At 55.7% G+C, this 22,962-nt stretch carries 18 protein-coding genes; 12 read left to right on the plus strand and 6 right to left on the minus strand.

The annotated features are described in order from the left end of the window. The first annotated feature begins 68 nt into the window (after positions 1 to 68). The 3 genes from infB to BSR28_RS03070 all read left to right on the plus strand — a co-directional run bounded on the left by infB (position 69) and on the right by BSR28_RS03070 (position 5,984). On the plus strand, positions 69 to 2,915 hold the full coding sequence (gene infB / locus BSR28_RS03060; RefSeq protein WP_073713321.1) for a translation initiation factor IF-2: 2,847 nt from the start codon (positions 69 to 71) through the stop codon (positions 2,913 to 2,915). Positions 2,916 to 3,133: 218 nt separating this feature from the next. Next, positions 3,134 to 4,492 (plus strand): SLC13 family permease, encoded by a 1,359-nt coding sequence (locus BSR28_RS03065; RefSeq protein WP_233120599.1) that lies wholly within the window; start codon positions 3,134 to 3,136, stop codon positions 4,490 to 4,492. 13 nt (positions 4,493 to 4,505) lie between these two features. Next, positions 4,506 to 5,984 carry a beta-N-acetylhexosaminidase gene (locus tag BSR28_RS03070; protein ID WP_073713323.1) on the plus strand — a complete coding sequence of 493 codons (1,479 nt, stop codon included), beginning with the start codon at positions 4,506 to 4,508 and terminating at the stop codon, positions 5,982 to 5,984. A gap of 91 nt (positions 5,985 to 6,075) precedes the next feature. On the opposite strand, the gene BSR28_RS03075 is transcribed toward BSR28_RS03070, so the two are convergent. Continuing rightward, positions 6,076 to 6,345 (minus strand): DUF1540 domain-containing protein, encoded by a 270-nt coding sequence (locus BSR28_RS03075; RefSeq protein WP_073708906.1) that lies wholly within the window; start codon positions 6,343 to 6,345, stop codon positions 6,076 to 6,078. Between the two features lie 327 nt (positions 6,346 to 6,672). On the opposite strand from BSR28_RS03075, the gene hisB reads away from it, so the two are divergent. Then, positions 6,673 to 7,293 carry a histidinol-phosphatase gene (gene hisB, locus BSR28_RS03080; protein WP_073713324.1) on the plus strand — a complete coding sequence of 207 codons (621 nt, stop codon included), beginning with the start codon at positions 6,673 to 6,675 and terminating at the stop codon, positions 7,291 to 7,293. Between the two features lie 23 nt (positions 7,294 to 7,316). On the opposite strand, the gene BSR28_RS03085 is transcribed toward hisB, so the two are convergent. After that, positions 7,317 to 8,501 (minus strand): Gfo/Idh/MocA family protein, encoded by a 1,185-nt coding sequence (locus BSR28_RS03085; protein WP_073713325.1) that lies wholly within the window; start codon positions 8,499 to 8,501, stop codon positions 7,317 to 7,319. Between the two features lie 85 nt (positions 8,502 to 8,586). Between BSR28_RS03085 and BSR28_RS03090 the strand changes: the two genes are divergently transcribed. Then, positions 8,587 to 9,258, plus strand: a complete 672-nt coding sequence (locus tag BSR28_RS03090; RefSeq protein ID WP_073713326.1) for a metal-dependent transcriptional regulator — start codon at positions 8,587 to 8,589, stop codon at positions 9,256 to 9,258. Between the two features lie 4 nt (positions 9,259 to 9,262). Here the strand turns inward: BSR28_RS03090 and BSR28_RS03095 are convergent, their stop codons facing one another. From BSR28_RS03095 to BSR28_RS03105, 3 genes are read right to left on the minus strand one after another with little or no spacing between them, the layout of a single operon-like run. Continuing rightward, positions 9,263 to 10,120 (minus strand): metal ABC transporter permease, encoded by an 858-nt coding sequence (locus BSR28_RS03095; protein WP_073708910.1) that lies wholly within the window; start codon positions 10,118 to 10,120, stop codon positions 9,263 to 9,265. Continuing rightward, a complete protein-coding gene (locus BSR28_RS03100) occupies positions 10,113 to 10,958 on the minus strand; it encodes a metal ABC transporter ATP-binding protein (RefSeq protein ID WP_073713327.1) in 846 nt (281 codons plus the stop codon). Before BSR28_RS03100 ends, BSR28_RS03095 begins: the two co-directional genes overlap by 8 nt. Then, positions 10,955 to 11,953 carry a metal ABC transporter substrate-binding protein gene (locus BSR28_RS03105; RefSeq protein WP_073713328.1) on the minus strand — a complete coding sequence of 333 codons (999 nt, stop codon included), beginning with the start codon at positions 11,951 to 11,953 and terminating at the stop codon, positions 10,955 to 10,957. Before BSR28_RS03105 ends, BSR28_RS03100 begins: the two co-directional genes overlap by 4 nt. A 276-nt stretch (positions 11,954 to 12,229) precedes the next feature. On the opposite strand from BSR28_RS03105, the gene rbfA reads away from it, so the two are divergent. The 5 genes from rbfA (at position 12,230) to BSR28_RS03130 (ending at position 18,244) form a co-directional block, all read left to right on the plus strand. Continuing rightward, a complete protein-coding gene (rbfA, locus tag BSR28_RS03110; RefSeq protein ID WP_073713329.1) occupies positions 12,230 to 12,703 on the plus strand; it encodes a 30S ribosome-binding factor RbfA in 474 nt (157 codons plus the stop codon). 202 nt (positions 12,704 to 12,905) lie between these two features. Further along, entirely contained in the window at positions 12,906 to 13,832 is a 927-nt protein-coding gene (truB, locus tag BSR28_RS03115; protein ID WP_198928926.1) for a tRNA pseudouridine(55) synthase TruB, read from the plus strand. A gap of 227 nt (positions 13,833 to 14,059) precedes the next feature. Then, a complete protein-coding gene (locus tag BSR28_RS03120) occupies positions 14,060 to 15,046 on the plus strand; it encodes a bifunctional riboflavin kinase/FAD synthetase (protein ID WP_073708915.1) in 987 nt (328 codons plus the stop codon). A 256-nt stretch (positions 15,047 to 15,302) separates the two neighbouring features. Then, positions 15,303 to 15,572, plus strand: a complete 270-nt coding sequence (gene rpsO, locus BSR28_RS03125) for a 30S ribosomal protein S15 (RefSeq protein ID WP_073708916.1) — start codon at positions 15,303 to 15,305, stop codon at positions 15,570 to 15,572. A gap of 290 nt (positions 15,573 to 15,862) precedes the next feature. After that, positions 15,863 to 18,244 (plus strand): polyribonucleotide nucleotidyltransferase, encoded by a 2,382-nt coding sequence (locus BSR28_RS03130; protein ID WP_073708917.1) that lies wholly within the window; start codon positions 15,863 to 15,865, stop codon positions 18,242 to 18,244. A gap of 130 nt (positions 18,245 to 18,374) precedes the next feature. Here the strand turns inward: BSR28_RS03130 and BSR28_RS03135 are convergent, their stop codons facing one another. After that, entirely contained in the window at positions 18,375 to 18,746 is a 372-nt protein-coding gene (locus BSR28_RS03135) for a hypothetical protein (RefSeq protein ID WP_073708918.1), read from the minus strand. Between the two features lie 58 nt (positions 18,747 to 18,804). On the opposite strand from BSR28_RS03135, the gene BSR28_RS03140 reads away from it, so the two are divergent. Next, positions 18,805 to 21,531 (plus strand): hypothetical protein, encoded by a 2,727-nt coding sequence (locus tag BSR28_RS03140; RefSeq protein ID WP_073708919.1) that lies wholly within the window; start codon positions 18,805 to 18,807, stop codon positions 21,529 to 21,531. Positions 21,532 to 21,541: 10 nt separating this feature from the next. Then, entirely contained in the window at positions 21,542 to 22,897 is a 1,356-nt protein-coding gene (locus BSR28_RS03145; protein ID WP_083563051.1) for a M16 family metallopeptidase, read from the plus strand. Positions 22,898 to 22,962 lie beyond the last annotated feature (65 nt).

The following is a 22,962-nucleotide window of genomic DNA, read 5'->3' on the forward strand; positions in this document are numbered from 1 at the left end:
CAGCCATGAGCTGCCAGCAAGAGTAAACCGCCTGCCCTGTTCGGGGTGGGCCCCAGAACAGGAGAAACGTGGCAAAGTTGCGTGTTCACGAGCTCGCCAAAGAGCTCGGTATTAGCAGTAAAGAACTGCTTGAAGTCTTACGTACGAACGGTGAGTTCGTAAAATCAGCCTCTTCTAGTATTGAAGAGCCCGTCGCCCGACGGATTCGGGAAAAGGTCCAGGCGGAAAAGCCGGCCGCAAAATCTGAAGAGGCCGCAAAGCCCCAGAAGAGTGCAGCTAAGAAGCCCGCTGCCAAGTCTACCGCCGCTAAGAGTGGCGATAAGGAAAAGGCTGCGACCCCGAAACCTGCCGCTAAGAAGCCGGCTGCCCCCAAGGCACCCAAGGCTGCGGCAGAAAAGAAGTCTGAGGCCGCCCCGGCAGCACCTGCTGCTCCGACCGGCAATGCCCCTAAGCCCGCCTCGGCTCCTAAGCCGGCCGCGCCGGCTCGTAAGAGCGCCGCTACCGGCAACGCCCCCAAGCCGCAGACTGGTCCCAAGCCTAAGCCCGCTGCCCGTGGTGGCAACACCGGCGCCAAGCCCGGTGAAGGTATGCCTCGTCCGGGTGGTTCCGGTGGCGCTCGTCCCGGCCCCCGTCCTGGTAATAACCCCTTCTCTCCGCAGCAGGGTATGCCTCGTCCGGGTGGTTCCGGTGGTGCTCGTCCCGGCCCCCGTCCTGGTGGCGGTGGCGGCCGTAACGGCGCTAAGAATGCTGAAGGTGGCGCACCGGCTCCTCGCGGTGGACGCGGCGGACGCGGTGGCTCACGCCCCAACCCGAATATGATGCCCGGCCAGAGTGCCGCGCCTCGTGCTGAAGCAGACGCACCGACCACTAACGGTCGTGGTGGCGGTCGCGGTCGCGGCTCCCGCCCCGGCGGCGGTGGCGGCTTCGGCGGCGGACCCGCTGGTGGCGGCTTTGGTGGTGGCCCCGGCCGTGGCGGCCGTGGCTCTACCCAGGGTGCTTTTGGTCGTTCCGGCGGCCCGCGCAAGGGCAAGAAGTCGAAGCGCGCTAAGCGTCAAGAGTTCGAGCAACAGTCCGCTCCGCTAATCGGTGGCGTTTCTGTTCCTCGCGGTGACGGTTCCACCCCGATCCGGATTCGCTCTGGTGCCTCCTTGGCGGACTTTGCGGAAAAGATCAACGTCAACCCCGCAGCGCTAGTTACCGTCCTCATGTCCCTAGGCGAGATGGCTACGGCCACCCAGTCCCTAGACCAGGACACCTTCGAAGCCCTTGGCGTCGAACTAGGCTACGACGTTCAGGTTGTCTCTCCGGAAGACGAAGACCGCGAACTACTAGAATCCTTCGACATCGACCTAGAAGCTGAAGAAGCGGAACTGGACGATAAGGACCTCATGCCTCGTCCTCCGGTCGTTACCGTTATGGGTCACGTTGACCACGGTAAGACCAAGCTTCTGGACGCAGTTCGTCATACTGACGTGGTAGCCGGCGAATCCGGCGGCATCACCCAGCACATTGGTGCTTACCAGGTGCGCGTGAACCACGAGGGCGAAAACCGCGCCATCACCTTCATCGATACCCCTGGTCACGAAGCCTTCACCGCTATGCGTGCCCGTGGTGCGAAGGTCACTGACATTGCGATCCTAGTGGTCGCAGCTGATGACGGTGTCATGCCGCAGACCGTGGAAGCTATTAACCACGCCCAGTCTGCTGACGTGCCGATCGTGGTTGCGGTTAACAAGGTTGATAAGCCGGAAGCTAACCCGGATAAGATCCGCGCCCAGCTCACCGAATACAACCTGGTGGCAGAAGAATACGGCGGCGACGTCATGTTCGTTGACGTTTCTGCTAAGCAGCGTCAGGGCATTGATAAGCTGCTCGAAGCTGTCCTGCTAACTGCCGATGCCGCCCTAGACCTTCGCGCTAACCCCGATTCGGAAGCCCGTGGTGTGGCCATTGAAGCGAACCTCGATAAGGGTCGCGGCTCCGTGGTTACCGCCTTGGTTGAACGCGGTACCCTACGCGTCGGCGACTCCATGGTTGCCGGTACCGCCTACGGTCGTGTCCGTGCCATGTTCGATGAGCACGGCAACTCTGTAGAGGCCGCTGGCCCGTCACGTCCGGTGCAGGTCCTTGGTTTGACCTCGGTTCCGCGCGCTGGTGACAGCTTCCTCATCGCTTCTGATGACCGTACGGCACGCCAGATCGCTGATAAGCGTTCGGCTGCTGAACGTGCCGCTCAGTTGGCTAAGCGCCGCAAGCGCATTAGCTTGGAAAACTTCGACGATGCTCTCAAGCAGGGCAAGGTTGATACCCTTAACCTCATCATCAAGGGTGACGTTTCTGGTGCTGTGGAAGCGCTAGAAGACTCACTGCTGAAGATCGATGTGGGCGAGGAAGTTCAGCTGCGGATTATTCACCGTGGCGTGGGTGCAATCACCCAGAACGACGTCAACCTGGCTACCGTCGACAACGCTATTATCCTAGGCTTCAACGTCCGACCGGCTGAGCGAGTGGGAGAGCTCGCTGACCGTGAAGGCGTCGAAATCAAGTACTACTCGGTTATCTACAATGCCCTCGAGGACGTAGAAAACGCCATGAAGGGTATGCTTAAGCCGATTTACGAGGAAGTGGAACTTGGTACGGCCGAAATCCGCCAGGTCTTCCGTTCCTCCAAGTTTGGCAACATCGCCGGTTCGATCATCCGCTCCGGTACCATCAAGCGTGGTACCTCGGCGCGATTGGTTCGTGACGGTGTGGTTGTGGCTGATGATCTTAAGATCGAGTCGCTTCGCCGCGAAAAAGACGATGTCACCGAGGTCCGTGAAGGCTTCGAATGTGGTATCGGCCTGGGAATCAAGGACATTGCCGAAGGCGACGTCATTGAGACTTGGGAAATGCGCGAAAAAGCTCGTGACTGAGTGAAAACCTAGCACGCGGAAAATAATGCCGGCGGCCTCCAATGGAGGTTGCCGGCATTACTTTTGCTAGCTAGAATTGAATTGCTTTGAAAGTCACACTTTCAACTACCTTAAGGGTTCATCCAAAGGCGGATGACGGGTAGCTAGTTCATTTTGAGGACTGCATATAGGTGTCAGAAACGGCATTCACATTCCCTAAAAAGACCAAAAGCCAGTGGGTGGGATTAGCGTTAGGAGCAATCCTGCTGATCCTGCCGATGGTAATACCCATCGCTGGCCTAGATCCCATGGGGCAAAGAATGCTGGGAATCTTTTTAGCAGCGATCTGCCTGTGGGTAACCGAAGCCATCCCGTTAACGGCCACCGCCGTGGGAGTCATCTTCCTTGAAGTCACCCTAGTCTCACAACAGGCGATTGTCCCCGTAGGGGAGCACGCAGTACCGGCAGCCACCTATTTCGCTTCGCTAGCAAACCCGGTACTCATCCTGTTCCTAGGGGGCTTTCTGATCGCCGATGGTGCCGCCAAATACGGCCTGGATCGAAACCTAGCGGCACTCTTACTTAAGCCCTTCGGCGGCTCTGGGCGCTTAACGACATTGGGGATCATGCTGATCACCGCGCTGCTATCGATGTTCATGTCGAATACGGCTACGACCGCCACCATGTTTGCCATGGCCCTACCCATCATTAAGAAACTACCCACCCGCCGGGAGCGTTCCGCTTTGGCCCTGTCGATTCCTATCGCCGCCAATATTGGCGGAATTGGCACCCCGGTGGGTAGTCCACCCAATGCGATTGCCATTGGAGCCCTAGCCCAACAGGGCATTATCTTGACTTTTGGGCAGTGGATGATGATGGCCCTACCACTATTGAGTATCTTGCTGGTAGTTGCTTGGCTGATGCTCTGTGTATTCGGTATCTCGGCGAACACCAGAATGTCACTGGATATCGTCCCAGATTTTGATCGTTCGGCCCCAGCCTTAGTCTTTTACGCAATCACCGGTCTAACCATCCTGCTCTGGATGACAGAATCCGTGCACGGCGTTAACTCCAATATCGTTGGTTTCTTCCCCGTAGTGCTGATGCTGGCCACCCAGGTAATGAGCGGTGAGGACCTCAAGCGCCTATCCTGGCCAGTGCTCTGGCTGGTAGCGGGCGGCATCGCCCTAGGTAACGGCGTGGGAGCGACTGGCTTGGATAAATGGCTACTATCTGCAATCAGGTGGGACCACCTAGGGGTGACGGCCCTGCTGATGGTGCTGGCACTCTTGGCCATGCTAATGTCAAACGTTATTTCCAACTCTGCCACCGCGAACCTACTAGTTCCGTTGACACTTGGACTTGGGACTACCATTGCCGTTGATCAAGCCACCGTGGCGGTGGTAATCGCGCTGGCCTGCTCAATGGGTATGGCCCTGCCAATCTCTACACCCCCAAATGCGATTGCCTACGGTACCGGGACGGTCACCACCAAGTCAATGATCGTAACCGGCCTATTCTTGGGATTCTTAGGTGCCTTCCTAATCTCCCTCGTGATGCCCAACTTCTGGCAGTGGGCCAACCTGATTCCCCAATAGGGAGGAGACTGCCGTGAGTGCTTTAGAAGCAGTGATCCCCACTCCGCAAGTAATTGAGAGACTACCTGGTGCTAGTTTCAAACCGCTAGCACCTGCCTATGTGCGGATTCCAAAACCCAAACCAGAACTCCAGCAGGAAGCAATCAGAATAGCCGATTTGTTGAAGCGAAATCATGGCCTAGATTTCCAAGTCGCGGTAGGAGGAACAGAACAACCTGGTGATATACGACTTGAAGTTGCTCCTGTAGCGGGGGTACCGACCGGAAAGGAAGCCGAGTCCTACGCACTCACTGTTCAAAATGGGCAACTTACGATTTCTGCCCCTAGGATGCGCGGCTGGTATTATGCGGCTCAAACCTTAACCCAAATACTGCTAAGAAGCCCGGAAGTTCCGGCTTGCCGAATCCGGGATTGGGCAGCATATCCCATTCGTTCTTTGCATGTGGATGCAGCTCGGAAATACTTTCCAAAGAGTTGGTTCATTCGCCAAATTGATCGACTTGCTACCCTAAAGATTAATCAGCTCCAGTGGCATTTTTCAGAAAACGAAGGCTTCAGGCTCGAATCTAAAAAACACCCAGAAATCCTAAGTAAATCGTATATCAGCAGGCAGGAAGCAAGGGAGATTATTGCCTATGCGCAAGACAATCACGTGGAGATAGTTCCTGCATTTGATATGCCAGGACATCTGGGGTGGTTACTGCGAAATCATCCTGAATTTCGTGCCGGAGAGGGCGAATATCTGACCCGTATGCTGGACTATTCCAATCCGGTAGCGGTGGCTTTCCTTAAGGAATTGATTGATGAGTTCTCTTCCTTGTTCATAGGACAAACCCAAACTTGGATGGTTGGCGGGGATGAGGTCTTCCCAATGGAATGGATCCCTAAAGAACTAGCGAAGCGAACTCCTCAGCTAAGCGAATATGCAAAACGAAACCTTGGACCTAAGGCAGAAGTCTTAGACGGGTATATGTATTTTCTAGGTGAAATAGACGAATATCTGCGCCTGAAAGGATTCTCTGAAACCCGGGCTTGGTCCGATCTGCTCTACATTACCAACTTAATGAATCTGCCTCCAAGAATGCAGATTGCCTACTGGACACAGTGGTCGGAGCTGATGCCATCAACCCAAAAACTGCTTGAACGAGGGCATCAACTTTTGAATGTTTCAGATCGCTACTTCTATTATGTGATTTCAAATCGAGATGACTGTGCCTACAAGAAGCATGTGGAAGCTACCGAGATCTTGCGGAACTATGAACCGCAGGTATTCTCTGAAAAGTATCCTTCTCCGGTGGCTCAGGCCCGTGTTTTGGGCTCATCCTATGCAATCTGGTGTGATACTCCCGAAACAGAAGACTACGAACAGATTACCAGGGGAATCTGGCCAGGGATGGCCGCGATGAGTCAAAAGACTTGGAATCCTTCAGTAAAAGTTCTGGACGAGGAAGGCTTCATGAGTCAGCTGTATCTACTTGCTAAACGCGTGTAAAAACTTGGTGAAGATGAGAAACGCTGGGGACGCTAAATCCAAAGATTTAGCGTCCCCAGCGTCGAAGTTGCGTAGCTGTTCTCTTGCCTGCTCAGGCTGCGGTGAAGGTTAGGCACTGGGCGCCATCGGCACCCACTTCTACCTGTCCGGCGCTGCACTCTAGGTGGTCATTGTGAGCGCAGTCGGTACGCTGGCAGGTGCCCACCTGAGCGGTAGCATCCTGGACACCACCCTTAACATCCAACTGGATGAAGGTGGCGCAGCCATCGGCACCCATGGTGGTGGCCGGAGCGGCGCAGCCATCGTGGTTGAAAGCGCAGGTCTTAGCAGAGCAGTCAGTGATAATAGGTAGTTTGATCATGGTTGGGATCCTTTCGTAATTCAGATGAATCATTGCTTAAATCCATCAAATAAGAAAAGACAACAAATGTCAAAGCCGAGTTTTGTATAGGTGATATTTGTTGATATTTAGCCATTTTAGGGTGGGCTAAGATAGGTAGAGCTAAGTTGGGTAATTCGTCCCTACATGTTTTTTAATATCTTTCCTATTTCGTAATTAGAGCATTGCAATCGTGAAAAATAGCTGATAAAAACGGCAGCTCTGAGTAGGGGGAGAGCTGCGCTCAGCGCATCCCGACGCAATGCAAGATTCTCCGTTTACTTCACCCCGCTGCAGTAGAATCTACCTATGCAAAAAACTCAGGCTCAGACAAGTAGTGCAGTAGAACCAAAAATAAAAAAGCGTCCCATTCTTTTTGTTGACCGGGATGGCACCCTAATTAAAGAACCTGAGGATTACATTATCGATAGCTACCACAAGCTCCGGTTCCTGCCCGGAGTAATCATTGCGCTATCGCAGATCCAAGCCGCTGGTTGGGACATCGTGATCGTAACCAATCAGGACGGGCTGGGGGAGCGCTACTCCTGGGATGACTTCAATGGTCCACACGAACTAATGCTAGAGATCTTCGCCTCCCAGGGAGTGACCTTTAAAGAAGTCTTTATCGACACCACCTACCGGCACCAAGGGGCGCCCACACGCAAGCCAGAAATCGGCCTTGTTGCCCATCTAAAGGACGACCCCACCATTGACTGGGAGCGAAGCGCGATGGTAGGCGATCGTATTACCGACGCCCAGTTCGCAGAAAACCTAGGAATAGGGGCCTTCCTGCTGGCCTCCTCAGACCCAAATCTGCACTGCGGAACCTGGGTGTGGCCACAGATCTCCCAGCATCTGCTGGCTGATCGCCCCGTCCCTAAAGCCCAGCAAGAAATCACGGCCGCCAAGGATCTGGGCGCACAGGTCTAAGCTTCCAGCTTTGACTTAATAGGCTAACGAGGCCCAGGTTGTCCCTGCAGGAAGTATTCGCATAGTTCCGCGGGCAACTCATCAATGGCCACTGGCTGGTTCCCCTGGCGGATCGAATCAGTGGCCCCAAGACCGGCAGCTACTGCCCACCAAGCCCCTAGAGGATTCGTGTCGGTCGGGGTGCCATAGCGAACGAAATCCAAGAACTCATTTACGGTCAGCTGGTCCGCATCATCGTGACCATTTGCGTCTCCCTCGATGGGGAACTCTAGGTCACCCTGGGCTGAGTAGTACCGACGCTGGTTCCAAACGCGGATCACGCCACCTTCACCATCACCAAAGTTTTCAGCTCGACCGGCCTCACCAATCACCGTGTAGTTACGCCAGTAATCAGGTGTGTAATGACATTGCTGGTAAGAGCAAAAGACTCCATTATTTAGCTCCATCAACATCATGGACAGGTCTTCCACATCAATCTGATCTGCCAAGCCGGTTTGGGTCCGAGGCGGCCAATTCTTCAGGGAATGCCACTCTGGCATCAACTTATCGCCCTGACCGCCACGAGCCTCCAAATCCCCATAGAGGGTCAACCCGCCCATGCCCACAACCCGGGTCGCATGGCCATTAGCTAACCAGTGCATGACATCGATATCGTGCGCGGCTTTCTGCAGTAGCAGACCGCCCACGTGCTCACGTTGAGCATGCCAATCCTTGAAATAAAAATCGCCGCCCGAACCCACAAAATGGCGACACCAAATAGCTTTAACCGGGCCGATTAGACCCTCATCAATAATCCGCTTTAGGCCCCGAACCACCTGCATATGGCGCATATTATGACCCAAGTAGAGAGGTGTTTTAGTGCGGTAAGCCGTCTGCAGGATGGCGGTCGCGTCTTCGAGCTTAATAGCCAAAGGCTTTTCTAGATAGACCGCTACGCCACGATTCAAAAGTTCGATCGTCACCTGAGCATGCGTATCATCCGGGCTGGTCACGAAAGCCGCATCCAAGGGGATGTCACGTAGCTCTTCTACGCTAGAAAAAATCGGAACTTCCAGACCGATTCGCTGGGCCAAACGTTCCTTAGCTTTCGGGGAGGGCTCAACCGCTGCCACTAGTTCACAGTTTTGTTCTGGCCCCAAGGCCTTAGTTGCCAAAGCGCTGCGCGCGCCCAGACCAATCACCGCAATTTTTAGCGTTTTCTCACTCATAAGCCAGATAGCTCCTTAGATGTCGCCGACGACCTCATTGGTCACTAATAAACTTTTTTCACTACTGACACTATAGAATAGTTCCATGTCGGTATCTAAACTCCCCACCAGCGGACAGAACTTCCTGAAGATCATCTGGGCACTTTCTGAATGGTCTGGAGTTCCCGTCACCACCAAAGAACTAGCCGCCCGCACCGGACTCAGAGCCTCCTCAGTCTCTGAACAGGTCAAACGCCTCACCCAACAGGGGCTGCTGGAACACGAACGCTATGGCGCCATTGAACTAACCGCAGAAGGACGCGAATACGCACTCCAAATGGTACGCCGACACCGCCTGATTGAAACCTTCCTAGTTGAGGTCCTTGACCTAGGGTGGGAACAGGTCCACGCTGAAGCTGAAGAGCTGGAACACGCAGTCTCTGATTTCCTAGTTGACCGCATCGACGAATACCTAGGAAAGCCCACTAGGGATCCCCACGGTGACCCCATCCCAGCTCGCGACGGTACCGTAGAACAACCCAATGCCATTAACCTGCTTGAAGCACCCTACGATAAAGAACTACAAGTCGAACGCATTTCGGACTCAGACCCAGAGATGCTTAAATATCTTGAAGAAAACGGCGTTGGCGTTGGAAGCGTAGTGGAACTAAAACCAGGCGCACCATTTAGTGACTCTATTCGCCTGCGCGTAGCCGGGACGGAAATCCCGCTGGGACAAGCTGCCGCCTCGGAACTCTTTGTCTCACTTAAACGATAGGCAACTAGACGGGTGTCGGGACCGGTTGACTCTGGTGCACCCAAAAACGATGTAGATAGGTGCCTAGGTAAATCACGCCAAAAGCGCCACCTTGAAGTAGCACAATCATGCCCCCAACCGAGGTGTCGGCAAAATAGCTAATCCAGATCCCCGCCACCGCGCTAAAAGCTCCCAAAAGGGGAGCGATAATCAGCATCCGGTTGAAGTTATCGGTCAATAGGCGGGCGGCTGCGCCTGGAATAATCAGCATGGCTACCACTAGGATGACACCCACCACCTGCAGGGCCACCACCACCGTTAAAGCCAGCATTCCTAGGAGTAGTGCGCCCAGCACCTGCGGGCGTAAACCTAGCGCATAGGCGTGGATAGGGTCAAAGGCGTAGAGGGTAAAGTCCTTGCGTTTTGCCAGTAGGACAGTGAGGACTAGGCCCCCAATAGCGGCTACCTGAATTAGATCCGAGCGGCTGACACCTAACACATTTCCAAAGACGATATGGTTCAAATCAGTTTGCGAGGGCGTTACTGAAATCAGCACTAGCCCAAGGGCGAATAGGGTAGTGAAGGTAATGCCAATGGCGGCATCTTCTTTGACCCGGCTTTCGTGTTTTACCACGCCAATCAGCGCCACGGCAACGAAGGCGAAAATGGTGGCCCCTACTGCGAAGGGCACACCCCAAATATATGAGAGCACCACCCCGGGCAGGATCGCGTGAGAGACCGCATCGCCCATTAGCGACCACCCAATCAGTACCAGCCAGCAAGAGAGGATGCCGCAGACCACCGCGGCTAGGACTGAAACCAGCAGGGCCCGAAGCATGAAGTCGTACTGTAGCGGTTCTAGGAGCCAAGATAGATCAAACATTGGTGAGCTCCTTTTGGGCTACAGAATCCGGGGCAGTTTCGGTGGCAGAATGCGGGACAACTTCGGGGGCAGAATCCGGGGCAGTTTCGGCGGCCCCAAAAGCCAAAGAAAGATTCTCTGGGCGAAGTACCGTCTCAATTCGATCGTGCATGAGGATGCGTTTTTGGATCAGCAGGGCCTCGCTGGCCAGTTCCGGTAGCGACTCAAGATCGTGGGTAGAAACCAGGACCGTCGCTCCCTGCTGAGCCAAGCTCTTCAGTAGTCGGGTGATAGTTCCCTGTGAGTTACGGTCGACCCCAGAGAAGGGCTCGTCTAGGAATAGCACCTGAGCCCCCTGTGCCAGTCCGCGAGCCACGAAGGCTCGTTTCCGCTGCCCACCCGAAAGCGCCCCAATCTGGCGATCCCCAAGGTCGCTGAGGTCCACGCGTTCTAGGGCCTCAGCGACCGCTTGGCGATCCTGGGAACTGGGACGCCGGAAAAACCCCATAGTCCGGTATCGTCCCATCAGGACCACGTCTTTTACCCGCAGGGGAAAGGACCAGTCCACGTCCTCCGACTGGGGAACGTAACTGAGTAGCGCCTGCTTCCGCGCCTGGGCCGGGTCTAGTCCCAAAATCTGAACCTGTCCGGACTGGGCTTTAACAATTCCCAGCATGGATTTAAACAGGGTGGATTTACCGGACCCGTTGGTGCCCACCAGGGCACAGACTCGACCGGGGTAGAGGTCGAAAGTGGCACCGGTCAGTGCCCGGACCGGCCCGTAGTTGACGGACAGGTCGCGGACGCTCACCGAAGGATTGCTATGTGAGAGAGCAGAAGGGGAAGTTAGCGGGGTCATTTCACTTTCTGAGCTTCAGGGTTGGGGTGCCCGCTTAGACCATCGGCAATGGTCTTAGAGTCGTAGCGGATTAGATCAAGGTAGGTGGGAACCGGACCATCTTTGGCAGATAGCGAGTCAACAAAGAGCGTGCCACCGTACTGGGTGCCGGTAGCGCTGATGACCTGGTCCATGGCTTTTCGGTTCACGGTCGATTCGCAGAAGACTGCCTTGACTTGGTCCTGTTTGACGTTGTTGATGACCTTGGTGATCTGCTGGGCGGTGACTTCAGATTCACTATTTACGGGCCACAGGTAGTTTTCTTTGAGGCCGGCATCCTTGGCGAGGTATGAGAAAGCGCCTTCGCAGGTGGATAGGACGCGCTCATTTTCAGGTAGCTTCGCTAGGGAGTCGTCTAGTTCTTTTTTGATCTCACCTAGTTCGGCCTTGTATTTTTCGGCGTTCTTCCGGTAGTCCGCGGCGTGTGCCGGGTCCAGTTCGCTGAAGGCCTTGGCCAGGTTGTCGGCGTACTTTTGGACGTTGGTCGGGCTCATCCAAGTGTGTGGGTTGGCGTGTTCGGAACCTTCAATGGGGATGGGGGTAACGCCCTCGGAGACCACCACGTGGGGGACTTTGGCGTTGTGGATGAACTTCTCAAACCAGGTTTCTAGGCCCATTCCGTGGTCGATGATTAGTTTGGCACCCTGGGCTCGGGCTAGGTCACCGGGGGTGGGTTCGTAGTCGTGGATTTCCGCGCCGGGTTTGGTAATGGATTCGACCTTTAGGTGGTCGCCGGCAATATTTTGGCTGATATCGGCAAGGACGGTGAAGGTCGTAAGGACCACCGGCTTACCTTCTGGGTTAGTTGCGGAAGGGTTTTCCGAGGTTGTGCTTTGGGTGGGTGTTCTTGCGCCCTGGGAATCGTTTTGGGAGTTAGCGCAATTGTTGCCGGCGCTGCAGGCCCCTAGGGCTAGTGCGCAGGTGGCAAAGGCGGTAAAAAGCAGTTTTTGTTTCATGGCTCTAATTATTAAGTTAGGTTAACCGAACTTTCAAATTTTAAAACTGGAAATTTTGGAAATGGGGTAGTGAGCGACCTCGCTAAAACTAAGTAGCAGGCCTCGATGGGGCATAAGTCCTAAGGAAAAAGGCGTTCAGGAACGGCGTAAGTGGCACGCTTGCAGACGAAAAACTCAGCTACGCCAACCTAAAAAACCTAAAGCCATTAAACTAGAGGGCAGTAAGAAACCAGTAGCAAAACTAATTGGTTAAACCAAAGAACTTAAGGAGGACGCATGGCAGATCCCGCACGCGCCCGTAAAATCGCTGACCGAATCCAGCAGACTGTCGCCCAACTACTAGAACGACGCATTAAAGACCCGCGCCTAGGCTTCGTCACCATCACCGACGTTCGCGTCACCGGTGACCTGCAAAACGCCACCGTCTTCTACACCGTCTACGGTGACGAAAAAGCCCGCAAGGACTCTGCGAAGGCACTTAACTCAGCCAAGGGGCTAATCCGCTCTGAAGTAGGTAAGAACCTAGGTATTCGCCTCACCCCGACCCTAGAATTCGTCCTCGACGCCCTCCCGGAAACCGCGGCCAGCCTAGAAGAAAAACTAGCCCAAGCCAAGGCCCAGGATGAAGCCATCGCCAAGCTAGCAGCAGAAGCCAAGCCCGCTGGCGACGCCGATCCCTACCGTACCCGCGAAACCGATGAAGACGTCGAAATCGACGGCTTCGAAGGCTTCGACGAAGACGAACTCTGAGCCTCGCTCAAAAAGCTCAGAGCCTCGCTCAAAAAGCTCAGAGCCTCGCTAAAAGTTCTGAAGCTCAAAAGCTCTGAGGCCCGCCCACTAGCGCGCAATAAGTGAAGGTAGAACCCTGAAAACCACCCGCCCACCTAAGGAACCTAGGCCCGTCAACTATCCAGTCCCACGGGCGCAAACCACCGCGCCCGACGGCCTGTTAGTGATCGACAAACCGACCGGGATTACCTCTCATGATGTGGTCTCAAGGGTGCGCCGCCTAGCCAATACCAAAAAGGTAGGCCACGGTGGCACGCTGGACCCCGACGCCACCGGCATCCTAGTCGTTGGAATCGGTCGGGCCACCAAACTCATGCAGTACATCCTAGGTAGCGAAAAGAGCTATATTTCCACCTTCCGACTGGGACAGGGAAGTAGTACCGATGATGCTGCCGGGGAACTAACTGACAATCCCGGTTCCCCTAGATATACCGAGGCGGAAATCGATCAGGCCATGGCCACCTTCCTAGGCGATATCGAACAGGTACCCACCAGCGTCAGTGCCCTAAAGATTGATGGGCAGCGCGCCTACGACCTAGTGCGCGAAGGCAAAGAGGTAAAACTGGCGGCCCGCCCCATCCATATCGCCCACTATGCACGCACCAGTCCAGTCCTGAACTTGGAGGCCCCCTTCCAGCCTGACTCCCCGGAAAGCCTAGTACCGGTAACCGAGTTCGATATTGAAGTCACCTGCTCTTCGGGCACTTACGTGCGCGCCCTCGCCCGCGACCTGGGCCAAAAACTGGGTACCGCAGGGCACCTACGTACCCTAAGGCGAACCGCAATCGGCGACTTCAACCTAGAAAAGGCCTGGACGCTACCTCGGCTAGCAGAAATTATTGAAGCCCAAAACCAGGACCCGGCCGCTCCCGGACTACCCGTCATCCCCATTGACGATGCTTGTAAAGCCTGCTTCCCAGTGGTCGAAGTAGGCAGGGGAGCTCAGGCTCTGAGGTACGGCCAGTTCATTCCCACCGTCGAACCGGCTGGAATCTGTGCGGCCGCTGATGAGGATGGACATATCGTTGCCCTTATCGAAAACCGCGGCAAACAGGCCCGTCCCGTCCTCGTCTTAGACCCGATCAACTAAGTAGACTGGCGAATGCCCCTCCCTGCAGGTACTTTCCGGGATGGACATGGAAGTAGGAAAATCGGGAGCTAGGCAGGGTGCTCTACGGTAAGAACGGCGCCAATCGACTAGAATCGATTTCGCACGCGAAACCCGTCCCGCTCAAAAAGAGCATCAAAAGCGGTTCTAGCCCAAAGCAGTTCGAAACCCCGAACCACAAAGCTGAAATAAACAGAAAGGCACACAGTATGGAGATCGTCCGGCAGCGCAAAGAGCTACCCGCCGGCCTCAAAAGTGTCGCCACCATTGGAATCTTTGACGGGCTACACCGCGGTCACCGCGAACTAATCAGTGAACTAATCCGCGTCGCCAAAGCCGAAAATGTGCCCGCCTGGGTCATCACCTTCGACCCGCACCCGGCACACCTACACGCGCCCGAAAAGAACTTGCGCCTTATCACCTCCCTGACCGACCGACTAAGCGGCATGGAAGCCCTAGGGGTCGATGGCGTCCTAGTTGAACCCTATAACTGGGACCTAGCCGGCATGACCGCCGAGGAGTTCGTCAAGGACTACTTCGTCGAAGGACTAGGCGTAAAAGCCGTTGTCGTCGGCCAAGATGTGCGCTTTGGTGTCAATAACAGCGGCAACCTAGAAACCTTAAAGGAACTGGGGGAGCGTTACGGCTTTGCCGTGCAGGTCCTAGAAGAACAGTGCTCCAAGGCGGGGCGTCGCTACTCCTCAACCTGGGTGCGTGATGCCCTAGCTGAAGGCAATGTCGAACAGGTCGCCCACGTCCTCGGCAGCTACCACCGGGTTCGTGGCCAGGTAGTTCACGGCCACAAACGAGGACGCGCCCTAGGATTCCCCACCGCTAACCTAGACGCCGAGATGGTCGGGGAAGTCCCCGGCGATGGCGTTTACGCGGGCTGGCTAGAACGTCGCGTGCCCGGCTCCAATGCGGTCGAACGTTTAGCGGCCGCAATCTCAGTCGGGACCAACCCGCACTTTGAGGGGCAGAAACGAACCGTTGAGGCCCACGTCCTAGGTCGTGCCGATCTGAACCTTTACGGTTCAGAAGTGGCGGTAGATTTTGTGAAGAAACTACGTCCCATGCTGGTCTTCAACTCCCTAGATGAACTGCTAGCGCAAATGGATGAAGACCTGCGCCAAGCCGCTCAGATCCTTTCGGTACCAGTGGCTGGGCGGGTTGACCCGGCAGCCGTTACCGCCTGAATTTCCCAGTCGAGCATGCTCGGTTCGGGGGCAGTGGTTGCTGCGGGAACGATAGCGGTTGCTGTGGAATTGATCCGGCGGCTAGGGGAGAGGTGAAAATGTGAGCTTTCGTGCGCTGTTTCACCCCGGAGCCTACTGCCAGCCTTCTGGCGAACGTGATACGATAGCACTTGCCGTCATGTCGGCCACGGTAGTGTCATGCGCAGAAGAAAATGCTCTGCCGCTCCGTGCAACGAGCAGTAAAAAGGAGAATACAGTGCCGCTCTCAAAAGAAGTTAAGAACCAGATCGTTTCTGAATACGCCACTCACCCGGGTGACACTGGTTCCCCCGAAGTCCAGATCGCTCTACTAACCCAGCGCATCAAGGACCTAACCGAACACTTCAAGACCCACCACCATGATCACCACTCACGTCGTGGCCTGATGCTACTGGTCGGTCAGCGTAAGCGTATGCTTGGCTACCTCAAGGACGTTGACATCGAACGTTACCGTTCCTTGGTTGCTAAGCTCGGCATTCGCGGTTGATAAACTTAACGGCTCGAACCCACTAGGGTTCGGGCCGTTCCCGCTTTCACTACGGCGGGATCCCAGCTCCCAAACCACCACGGCACAAAAGCTGCCGAGCGGAAAAGGAGGCTGCTTCCTCGGAAAATCCCTCGGGCACCAGCCCAAAAGGAAAACCGGAAGCGGTGATGAAGGTAGTGAACTGATGAATCTGATACTCATATGAGGTCTCGAACGGCGGGAAGCTGACCGGGACCGCGAGGGTAGTATCAGCTTGATGATGAGAATAGAAAAAAGAAAAGGAGGGTTCCGTGTCGGTTCCCGAAATTGTTGCCGCAGAGGCCGTTATTGACAATGGTCGCTTCGGACAGCGCGTAGTGCGCTTTGAAACGGGCCTACTAGCCCGTCAGGCCGCTGGCTCCGCCGTGGTCTACTTGGATGATGAAACCATGATCCTTTCCGCTACCACCGTTGGTAAGCACCCGAAAGACCAGTTCGATTTCTTCCCGCTAACTGTTGACGTTGAAGAACGTCAGTACGCAGCCGGTAAGATCCCCGCGTCCTTCTTCCGTCGTGAAGGTCGCCCCAGCACGGAAGCAATCCTTGCTTGCCGTCTAATGGACCGCCCGCTACGTCCTTCCTTCGTGAAGGGCCTACGTAACGAGGTCCAGGTTGTCGCTACCATCATGGCTATCCACCCGGATGACGCCTACGATGTCCTAGCCATCAACGCCGCTTCCATGTCCACCCAGATTGCCGGCCTACCCTTCTCTGGCCCCATCGGTGGTACCCGCATCGCCCTCATTGACGGCCAGTGGGTTGCCTTCCCGCGCTACAGCGAAATGGAAAAGGCAGTCTTCACCATGGTCGTTGCCGGCCGCGCCATCAAGCGTGCCGACGGCTCCGATGACATCGCCATCATGATGGTGGAAGCAGAAGCAACCGAAAACGCTTGGGACCTGATTGAAGCAGGCGCCCAGAAGCCCACCGAAGAAACCGTCGCTGAAGGCCTCGAAGCCGCTAAGCCCTTCATCCGCGCCCTAATCGACGCTCAGGTTGAAGTTGCCAAGCTAGCTTCCAAGCCCACCGCCGAGTTCCCCCTCTTCCCCGACTACGAAGAGCGCCACTTTGAGGCCATCGAAAAGGCTTGCGCTGGCAAGCTAGACGAAGCCCTCACCATCGTCGAAAAGCTAGCTCGCGAAACCAAGCTAGACGAAATCCGCGATGAAGCTCTTGAAGCCCTAGCTGAAGAGTTCCCGGAAGAAGAAGACGAAAAGGCTCTCAAGGCTGCCTTCCGCTCCCTAACCAAGCACCTAGTGCGTCAGCGCGTCCTCAAGGACGGCGTCCGCATGGACGGCCGCGGCGTGCGCGACATTCGCTCGCTTTCCGCTGAGGTCGAGGTTGTGCCCCGCGTACACGGCTCCGCCCTGTTCCAGCGTGGCGAAACCCAGATCCTAGGTGTCACCACCCTAAACATGTTGCGTCTAGAACAGCAGTTGGACGGCCTCAGCCCGATCGACTCCAAGCGCTACATGCACCACTACAACTTCCCGCCGTACTCCACCGGTGAAACCGGTCGCGTGGGTTCCCCCAAGCGTCGCGAAATCGGCCACGGTGCGCTTGCAGAACGCGCCCTAGTGCCCGTTATCCCGGCCCGCGAGGACTTCCCCTACGCTATCCGTCAGGTCTCTGAAGCCCTAGGCTCCAACGGCTCCACCTCCATGGGTTCCGTCTGTGCCTCCACCTTGGCTCTACTAAACGCCGGTGTGCCGCTACGCGCCCCCGTCGCTGGTATCGCCATGGGCCTCATGTCTGACGAGGTAGACGGCGAAACCCGTTACGTAGCCCTCACCGACATCCTAGGTGCCGAAGATGGCTTCGGCGACATGGACTTCAAGGTCGCCGGTACCCGTGAGTTCGTCACCGCGATCCAGCTAGACACCAAGCTAGATGGCATCCCCTCTGACGTTCTAAAGGGCGCCCTAGGCCAGGCCCGCGATGCTCGCCTAACCATCCTCGATGTCATGGCTCAGGCCATTGACACCCCGGACGAAATGGCCCCCACCGCACCCCGTATCATCACCGTCAACATCCCCGTTGACAAGATCGGTGAAGTCATTGGCCCGAAGGGCAAGATGATCAACCAGATCCAGGAAGATACCGGCGCCGACCTAACCATCGAAGACGACGGCACCGTCTACATTGGTGCCACCGACGGCCCCAGCGCAGAAGCTGCTCGCAACATGGTTAACGCCATTGCGAACCCGCAGATGCCTGAGGTTGGCGAGCGCTTCGTTGGTACCGTCGTAAAGACCACCACCTTCGGTGCATTCATCTCCCTCACCCCCGGTAAGGACGGCCTGCTACACATTTCGCAGATCCGTCGCCTAGTCGGTGGTAAGCGCGTAGATAACGTCGAAGACGTCGTCCAGGTAGGCCAGCAGATTCAGGTCGAAATCAACGAAATCGACCAGCGTGGCAAGATCTCGCTACACGCTGTGCTAACCGAAGAACAGGCCGCCGCTGAAGCTGCCGCCCAGGCCGAAGGCAAGGGTGGCGACGAAGACGGTGAAGGTCGCGAAGAACGCAAGGAACGTCGTGAACGTCGTCCCCGCCGCGAAGGTGGCGATGGTGAACGTCGTGAACGCCGCGAACGTCGCCCGCGCACTCGCACCCGCAAGTCTGAAGACTGAAAACCAGTAGGGTAGGGGCCTCAATAGAGGCTCTCACCTAAACGGCAAGGTTTTGGGGTGGTACCAACCGGTACCACCCCAAAACCTTGTTCACTAATAAACTAAACCGAAAATCACCAGTGGGTTTCACTCATTCGCAAACTTTAATAGAAGGGACTGCCCAGGTTGGTTTAGCGTTCCTATATGTCGAGGAGATTTTAGCTAAGCCTTCATTGGGTTGATATAGCATATATGCATCTACCGCCCAGTTGCCGAAAATCGTATTGGTATAACGGCAACGGAACTTTTTAATGTAGTACCCGTCTGCCGCTTTTTGATTACAACGGTTAACCTGCGCCGCACACTCCTGTGGTCCGAAGTGTTTTTCTATCTCGACCCACGAATATTTGGTCATTCTAGATGGTGAAGGTTCATGTGCATTTGCAATCGGAGCAAGTAACATGCTGCTTACGGTTAGTAGAAATAAAGAACCTGTCAGCATGATTTTCCGAGTAGTTTTCATCTCTCACTCCTTTGTTGAGATGTGTCACACCTGTATGATATAATTAACTATGAGGTCAATGCAAGTTGCTTTTCGCCACGGTTTTAGATATCTGCTGGTTTTTACTCTAGCTTTCGCCCTAGGCTCCGCTCTGCTGCTAAACCTATTAACCCAAAATGCGCAGGTCGAACTCAAAATTACCAAAGCTCTAAACGCCCAAAGTGAACAAAACCTAGACCTACTGGTCCGACCCAAAACAAACCTCACCGAAGTAGAAAACACCCTGAACCTAGTCCGGCCCGACTATCTCTACGACGCCCGCGGCGGAATCACCCCCCAACAATTGCAGGCAATAAAAGAAATCCCGAACGTGAAAACGGCTGCCCCTGCAGCAGCCCTAGGAATCCTGCCCGTCCCCCTCAAACTGAAGTATCAAATCCCACCCCAAGATCTAGCCGGCGGATCCCAGCCATCACTATTTCGCTACGTCGGGGAAGCCCTAAAACTTAGCGAAGCAGACTTCACCCACAACCCCCAGAACGCACCTGAAAATACTGGCCCCCAGACGGCCACCTCAAACACCGGAAGCCCAAACGCCGATTCCGGCAAAACCGACGCCTCGGAGTCCCACAGGTATACCTACCTGTACTTCACGCGCCAGCCCCTCAAAAATGACCCCGAAACCATGGGCTACCTAGAAAGTCAGCCCCAAGGGGACCTAGAGTTTCCCATCGCACCGGATCAAAAATCACTAATCCTAGCCTACAACTGCCTAACCGATAGTCACTGTCAGTTTCGCTGGCCCAACACCGTACACCTTGAACTACCCCTAGTGGGATTAGACCTAGCAGCAGAAAATGCCCTCACTGCCACCCCCAAAACGCTCCCAACCCAAACCCAGTCAACCCTACAAATGCCACCTGTACAACAGTGGCAATCCCAAATCCCACCGGCAGCAAAAGCTGAAATACCCGCCAGTGAATACCTCCCAGTAATTCTTCCCCAGAGCCTCTCTGTCCCAGAAAACCCACTTCCGGCCTTTCACCTCAACCTAGCCCAACTGCCCAACCCGCAGGCTCAGCAATTCACCCAAGAACTTAGTGAAAACCCCGAAAATATTGACAAATACGCCACCCTCTTGGCCGTAAAAAACCTACCGATAAATACCAGTCTGAGTGCCAGCTGGACAGAACTAATCAACCAGCTAGGCACTACGGAGCCAGATCTTTCTAACCCCAGAACTTTAAACCCCGTAGTTTCAGAAGAACCCCTGCATAGCTACTGGCCTCTATCAGTGATAAAAACCGTCAGCCCCGCTAATTATCAGGCACCCAAGGGAACAGCGATCACGGTCCAAGCCCTGCCTCAGCCGCCGGGAACCGCCCCGTCAGCCGCCCCCGTCTACCGGATCGTTGACCGCACGAAACTACCAAAAGAAAAACTAATCACCATAGCAGCCACCTACAACCCCTACCAAAACCAAAACTACTTCACCAGTACCCGAGGGGCAGCGGGCCGAAAAGTCCTACCTCCATCCTTCCGCGCCACTGGAATCACCCTAGCGCCCACACCCGCAGTCACCTCCCTAGACTACCTAAACACGTGGTACCAAAACCAAACTCAAAGCACGAAGCGCCAGCAAGCCCCCTACAACTCCATCCGCATCAAACTAAAAGACCGCCAGCCCCAAGCACTAAAAGCCACCATCGCCACGATCCTCAGCGACCCAAAACTACACGTTGACATTCTTAAAGACTCAGACTATGTGGCAAAAGAAATCAAAACCCTAGACGCCCACCAAAACCCGGCCGACTCCACTCAAGCCCAAAACCCGGCCGACTCCACCCAACCCCAAGCAGTCTTCGAATACTGGATTGCCCCCGCAATCATCCCCACCTTAATCACGGCCAATCAGCAATACCACCAAACCCTGAGCCTGCTATTTTGGGTACTGCTGGAAATCACCCTAGTGCTGGCAATCCTCAGCCTCCTAAAACTACAAAGTCCCCAAATGCAAGCAAGGGCCCGAATCGGCTGGCGCAGTACCAGAATCCTACGTACCGAACTAGGCGCCACCAGCACCTACGCGCTGATCGCCGCCCTCCTAGGAATCCTTACCTACCTACTGCTTAACCCCATCCTCCTAAGCTACGCGCACCTAGAAAACCCCCAAAGTTCAAACCTCCGCCAATACCTAACCCAAAGTCTGCCACTGCCCGGCACCTACCTGCTAGTCACCCTCCTCGTAGCTACCTTCACCACCATCGGCTACCACCTATGGGCCGGTGACCAAGCCATACCACCCCAAAAAGTACACCCCAAACTTCGCTACCTCACCCAAGGCCTAGCGGTTGCCTGGGCGGCTGCTACCCTCCAAACAGCTTGGTATCAACAACAAGACTTCCAACAAACCCTCAAACAGGCCCTCAGCGGTGAACGCCTCCAGCTGGGCCTCCAAAGCGCACAAATCCTCACCATCATCATCGTGGCACTCATGGCGCTAGTACTGCTATTCCAGACCAGTCGACTAACCTCCGCCGCCCAAGCCCCCGAACTACGCACCCTCAAATTCCTAGGCTGGCGGCCCCGACGCCTATGGTGGACCGAACTCAAGCCACAACTGGCCGCGGACCTCCTCGGCCTTACCCTCGGGCTAGCCACCCTAAACCTAACCCTAGCGGCCCTAAACCCGACTTTCCGTGCCCACCTGCCCAGCGCCCTCGTCATTACCGGAAGCATCCTAAGCGCCCAGCTTGTGTTAATAGCCATTGGCACCCGCAGCCGCACCAGCCCAGAAAAACGCTAAACTATTGCGCATGAGTCATTTTGAGGAAAAAACCATCGACCTGCCCTGCCTACCCGGGACAGACCCGAAATCACATATCACTTTTGAAGAAGATGGCTCCCTCATAGAACGCTCCGTCCTACCCGGCGGCACCCGCATCATCACCCAGCAAGTCCCCGCCACCCGCTCTGTGGCCATAGCCTGCTGGCTTCCCGTCGGCTCACGCGACGAAACCGAAGGCCACTACGGGGCCACCCACTACCTAGAACACCTTCTGTTCAAGGGCACCAAAACCCGCACCGCCCTACAGCTAGCCAACGCCTTCGAAGAAGTGGGCGGCATGTCCAACGCCTCCACCTCAAAGGACTACACTAACTACTACGCGCGCGTCCTCTCTAGCGACCTACCAATGGCGGTAGAAACCCTGCTAGATATGGTCACCAGCTCCGTCATTGACCCCGAACAAATGGCCCTAGAACGCGGCGTGATTCTAGAAGAACTAGCCGCCGCCGAAGACGACCCCATGGACGTCCTCTTCGAAGCCTACTCTTCAGTCGCCTACGCGGGCACCGCACTAGCACGTCCCGTGGGCGGCACACCCGAAACCGTAAAAGCTATCACCCGCGATGGCATCTGGGAACACTACCAGCGCACCTACCGCTCTGAAAACCTAGTCATCACCGCCGCCGGCGACGTCGACCACGCCACCCTGTGCGCCCTAGTTACCGCCGGCCTAGAACGAGGCGGCTGGGCCACCAGCGGGGACCTAACCCCCAAGGCCCGACGCAGCCCCGACGCCATTCCCGCCGCCCAGGCCGCCCGCCTAGTACGCTCCAAAGACATCGAACAGGCCCAGGTAGCCGTCGGTACCCGTTCACTGCCCCTAGGTGATCCCGACCGCTGGGCCATGAACGTGATGGTCTCAATCCTAGGATCGGGCATGACCTCCCGACTCTTCCAAGAAATCCGCGAAAAGCGCGGCCTAGCCTACACCACCTTCGCCTTCAACCACGCCTACACCGAAGCCGGTGCCTTCGGCATGTATGCCGGCTGCAAGCCGCATAATACGGAAGAAATCGAAAAGGTCATGGACCAGGTGTGGGCCGAACTAGCCGAAAACGGCCCCACGGAAGCTGAACTGCAGCGCATCCTCGGCCATACGCGCGGCACCATGGCCCTAGGTATGGAAGACAACTTCGCGCGCATGTACCGCCTAGGCCGCAGCGAAATCAGCACCGGCAACCTGACCCCGCTCAGTGAACAGCTAGAAGCAGTAGCCCACGTGGACGTGGACGACGTAAAGAATATTGCCGCCCGTCTCTATGAAGGGCCGCGCTTTAACGTCACCGTCCAAACCAACCGCACTACCTCACCCGCCACAAACTAGTCACGCCAAACCTATTTGCCAACGGAAAACCCCAAACATTGACGGCCAGCTAAAACGGCCAACTA

Origin of the sequence: Boudabousia liubingyangii, from assembly GCF_001907245.1 — a bacterium.
GTDB classification, from domain to species: Bacteria; Actinomycetota; Actinomycetes; order Actinomycetales; family Actinomycetaceae; genus Boudabousia; species Boudabousia liubingyangii.

Coding starts and splice junctions, on each gene's coding strand:
- BSR28_RS03075 (WP_073708906.1), bottom strand. CDS start 6,345: ATGATCAAACTACCTATTATCACTGACTGCTCTGCTAAGACCTGCGCT.
- hisB (WP_073713324.1), top strand. CDS start 6,673: ATGCAAAAAACTCAGGCTCAGACAAGTAGTGCAGTAGAACCAAAAATA.
- BSR28_RS03085 (WP_073713325.1), bottom strand. CDS start 8,501: ATGAGTGAGAAAACGCTAAAAATTGCGGTGATTGGTCTGGGCGCGCGC.
- BSR28_RS03090 (WP_073713326.1), top strand. CDS start 8,587: ATGTCGGTATCTAAACTCCCCACCAGCGGACAGAACTTCCTGAAGATC.
- BSR28_RS03095 (WP_073708910.1), bottom strand. CDS start 10,120: ATGTTTGATCTATCTTGGCTCCTAGAACCGCTACAGTACGACTTCATG.
- BSR28_RS03100 (WP_073713327.1), bottom strand. CDS start 10,958: ATGACCCCGCTAACTTCCCCTTCTGCTCTCTCACATAGCAATCCTTCG.
- BSR28_RS03105 (WP_073713328.1), bottom strand. CDS start 11,953: ATGAAACAAAAACTGCTTTTTACCGCCTTTGCCACCTGCGCACTAGCC.
- rbfA (WP_073713329.1), top strand. CDS start 12,230: ATGGCAGATCCCGCACGCGCCCGTAAAATCGCTGACCGAATCCAGCAG.
- BSR28_RS03120 (WP_073708915.1), top strand. CDS start 14,060: ATGGAGATCGTCCGGCAGCGCAAAGAGCTACCCGCCGGCCTCAAAAGT.
- BSR28_RS03135 (WP_073708918.1), bottom strand. CDS start 18,746: ATGAAAACTACTCGGAAAATCATGCTGACAGGTTCTTTATTTCTACTA.
- BSR28_RS03140 (WP_073708919.1), top strand. CDS start 18,805: ATGCAAGTTGCTTTTCGCCACGGTTTTAGATATCTGCTGGTTTTTACT.
- BSR28_RS03145 (WP_083563051.1), top strand. CDS start 21,542: ATGAGTCATTTTGAGGAAAAAACCATCGACCTGCCCTGCCTACCCGGG.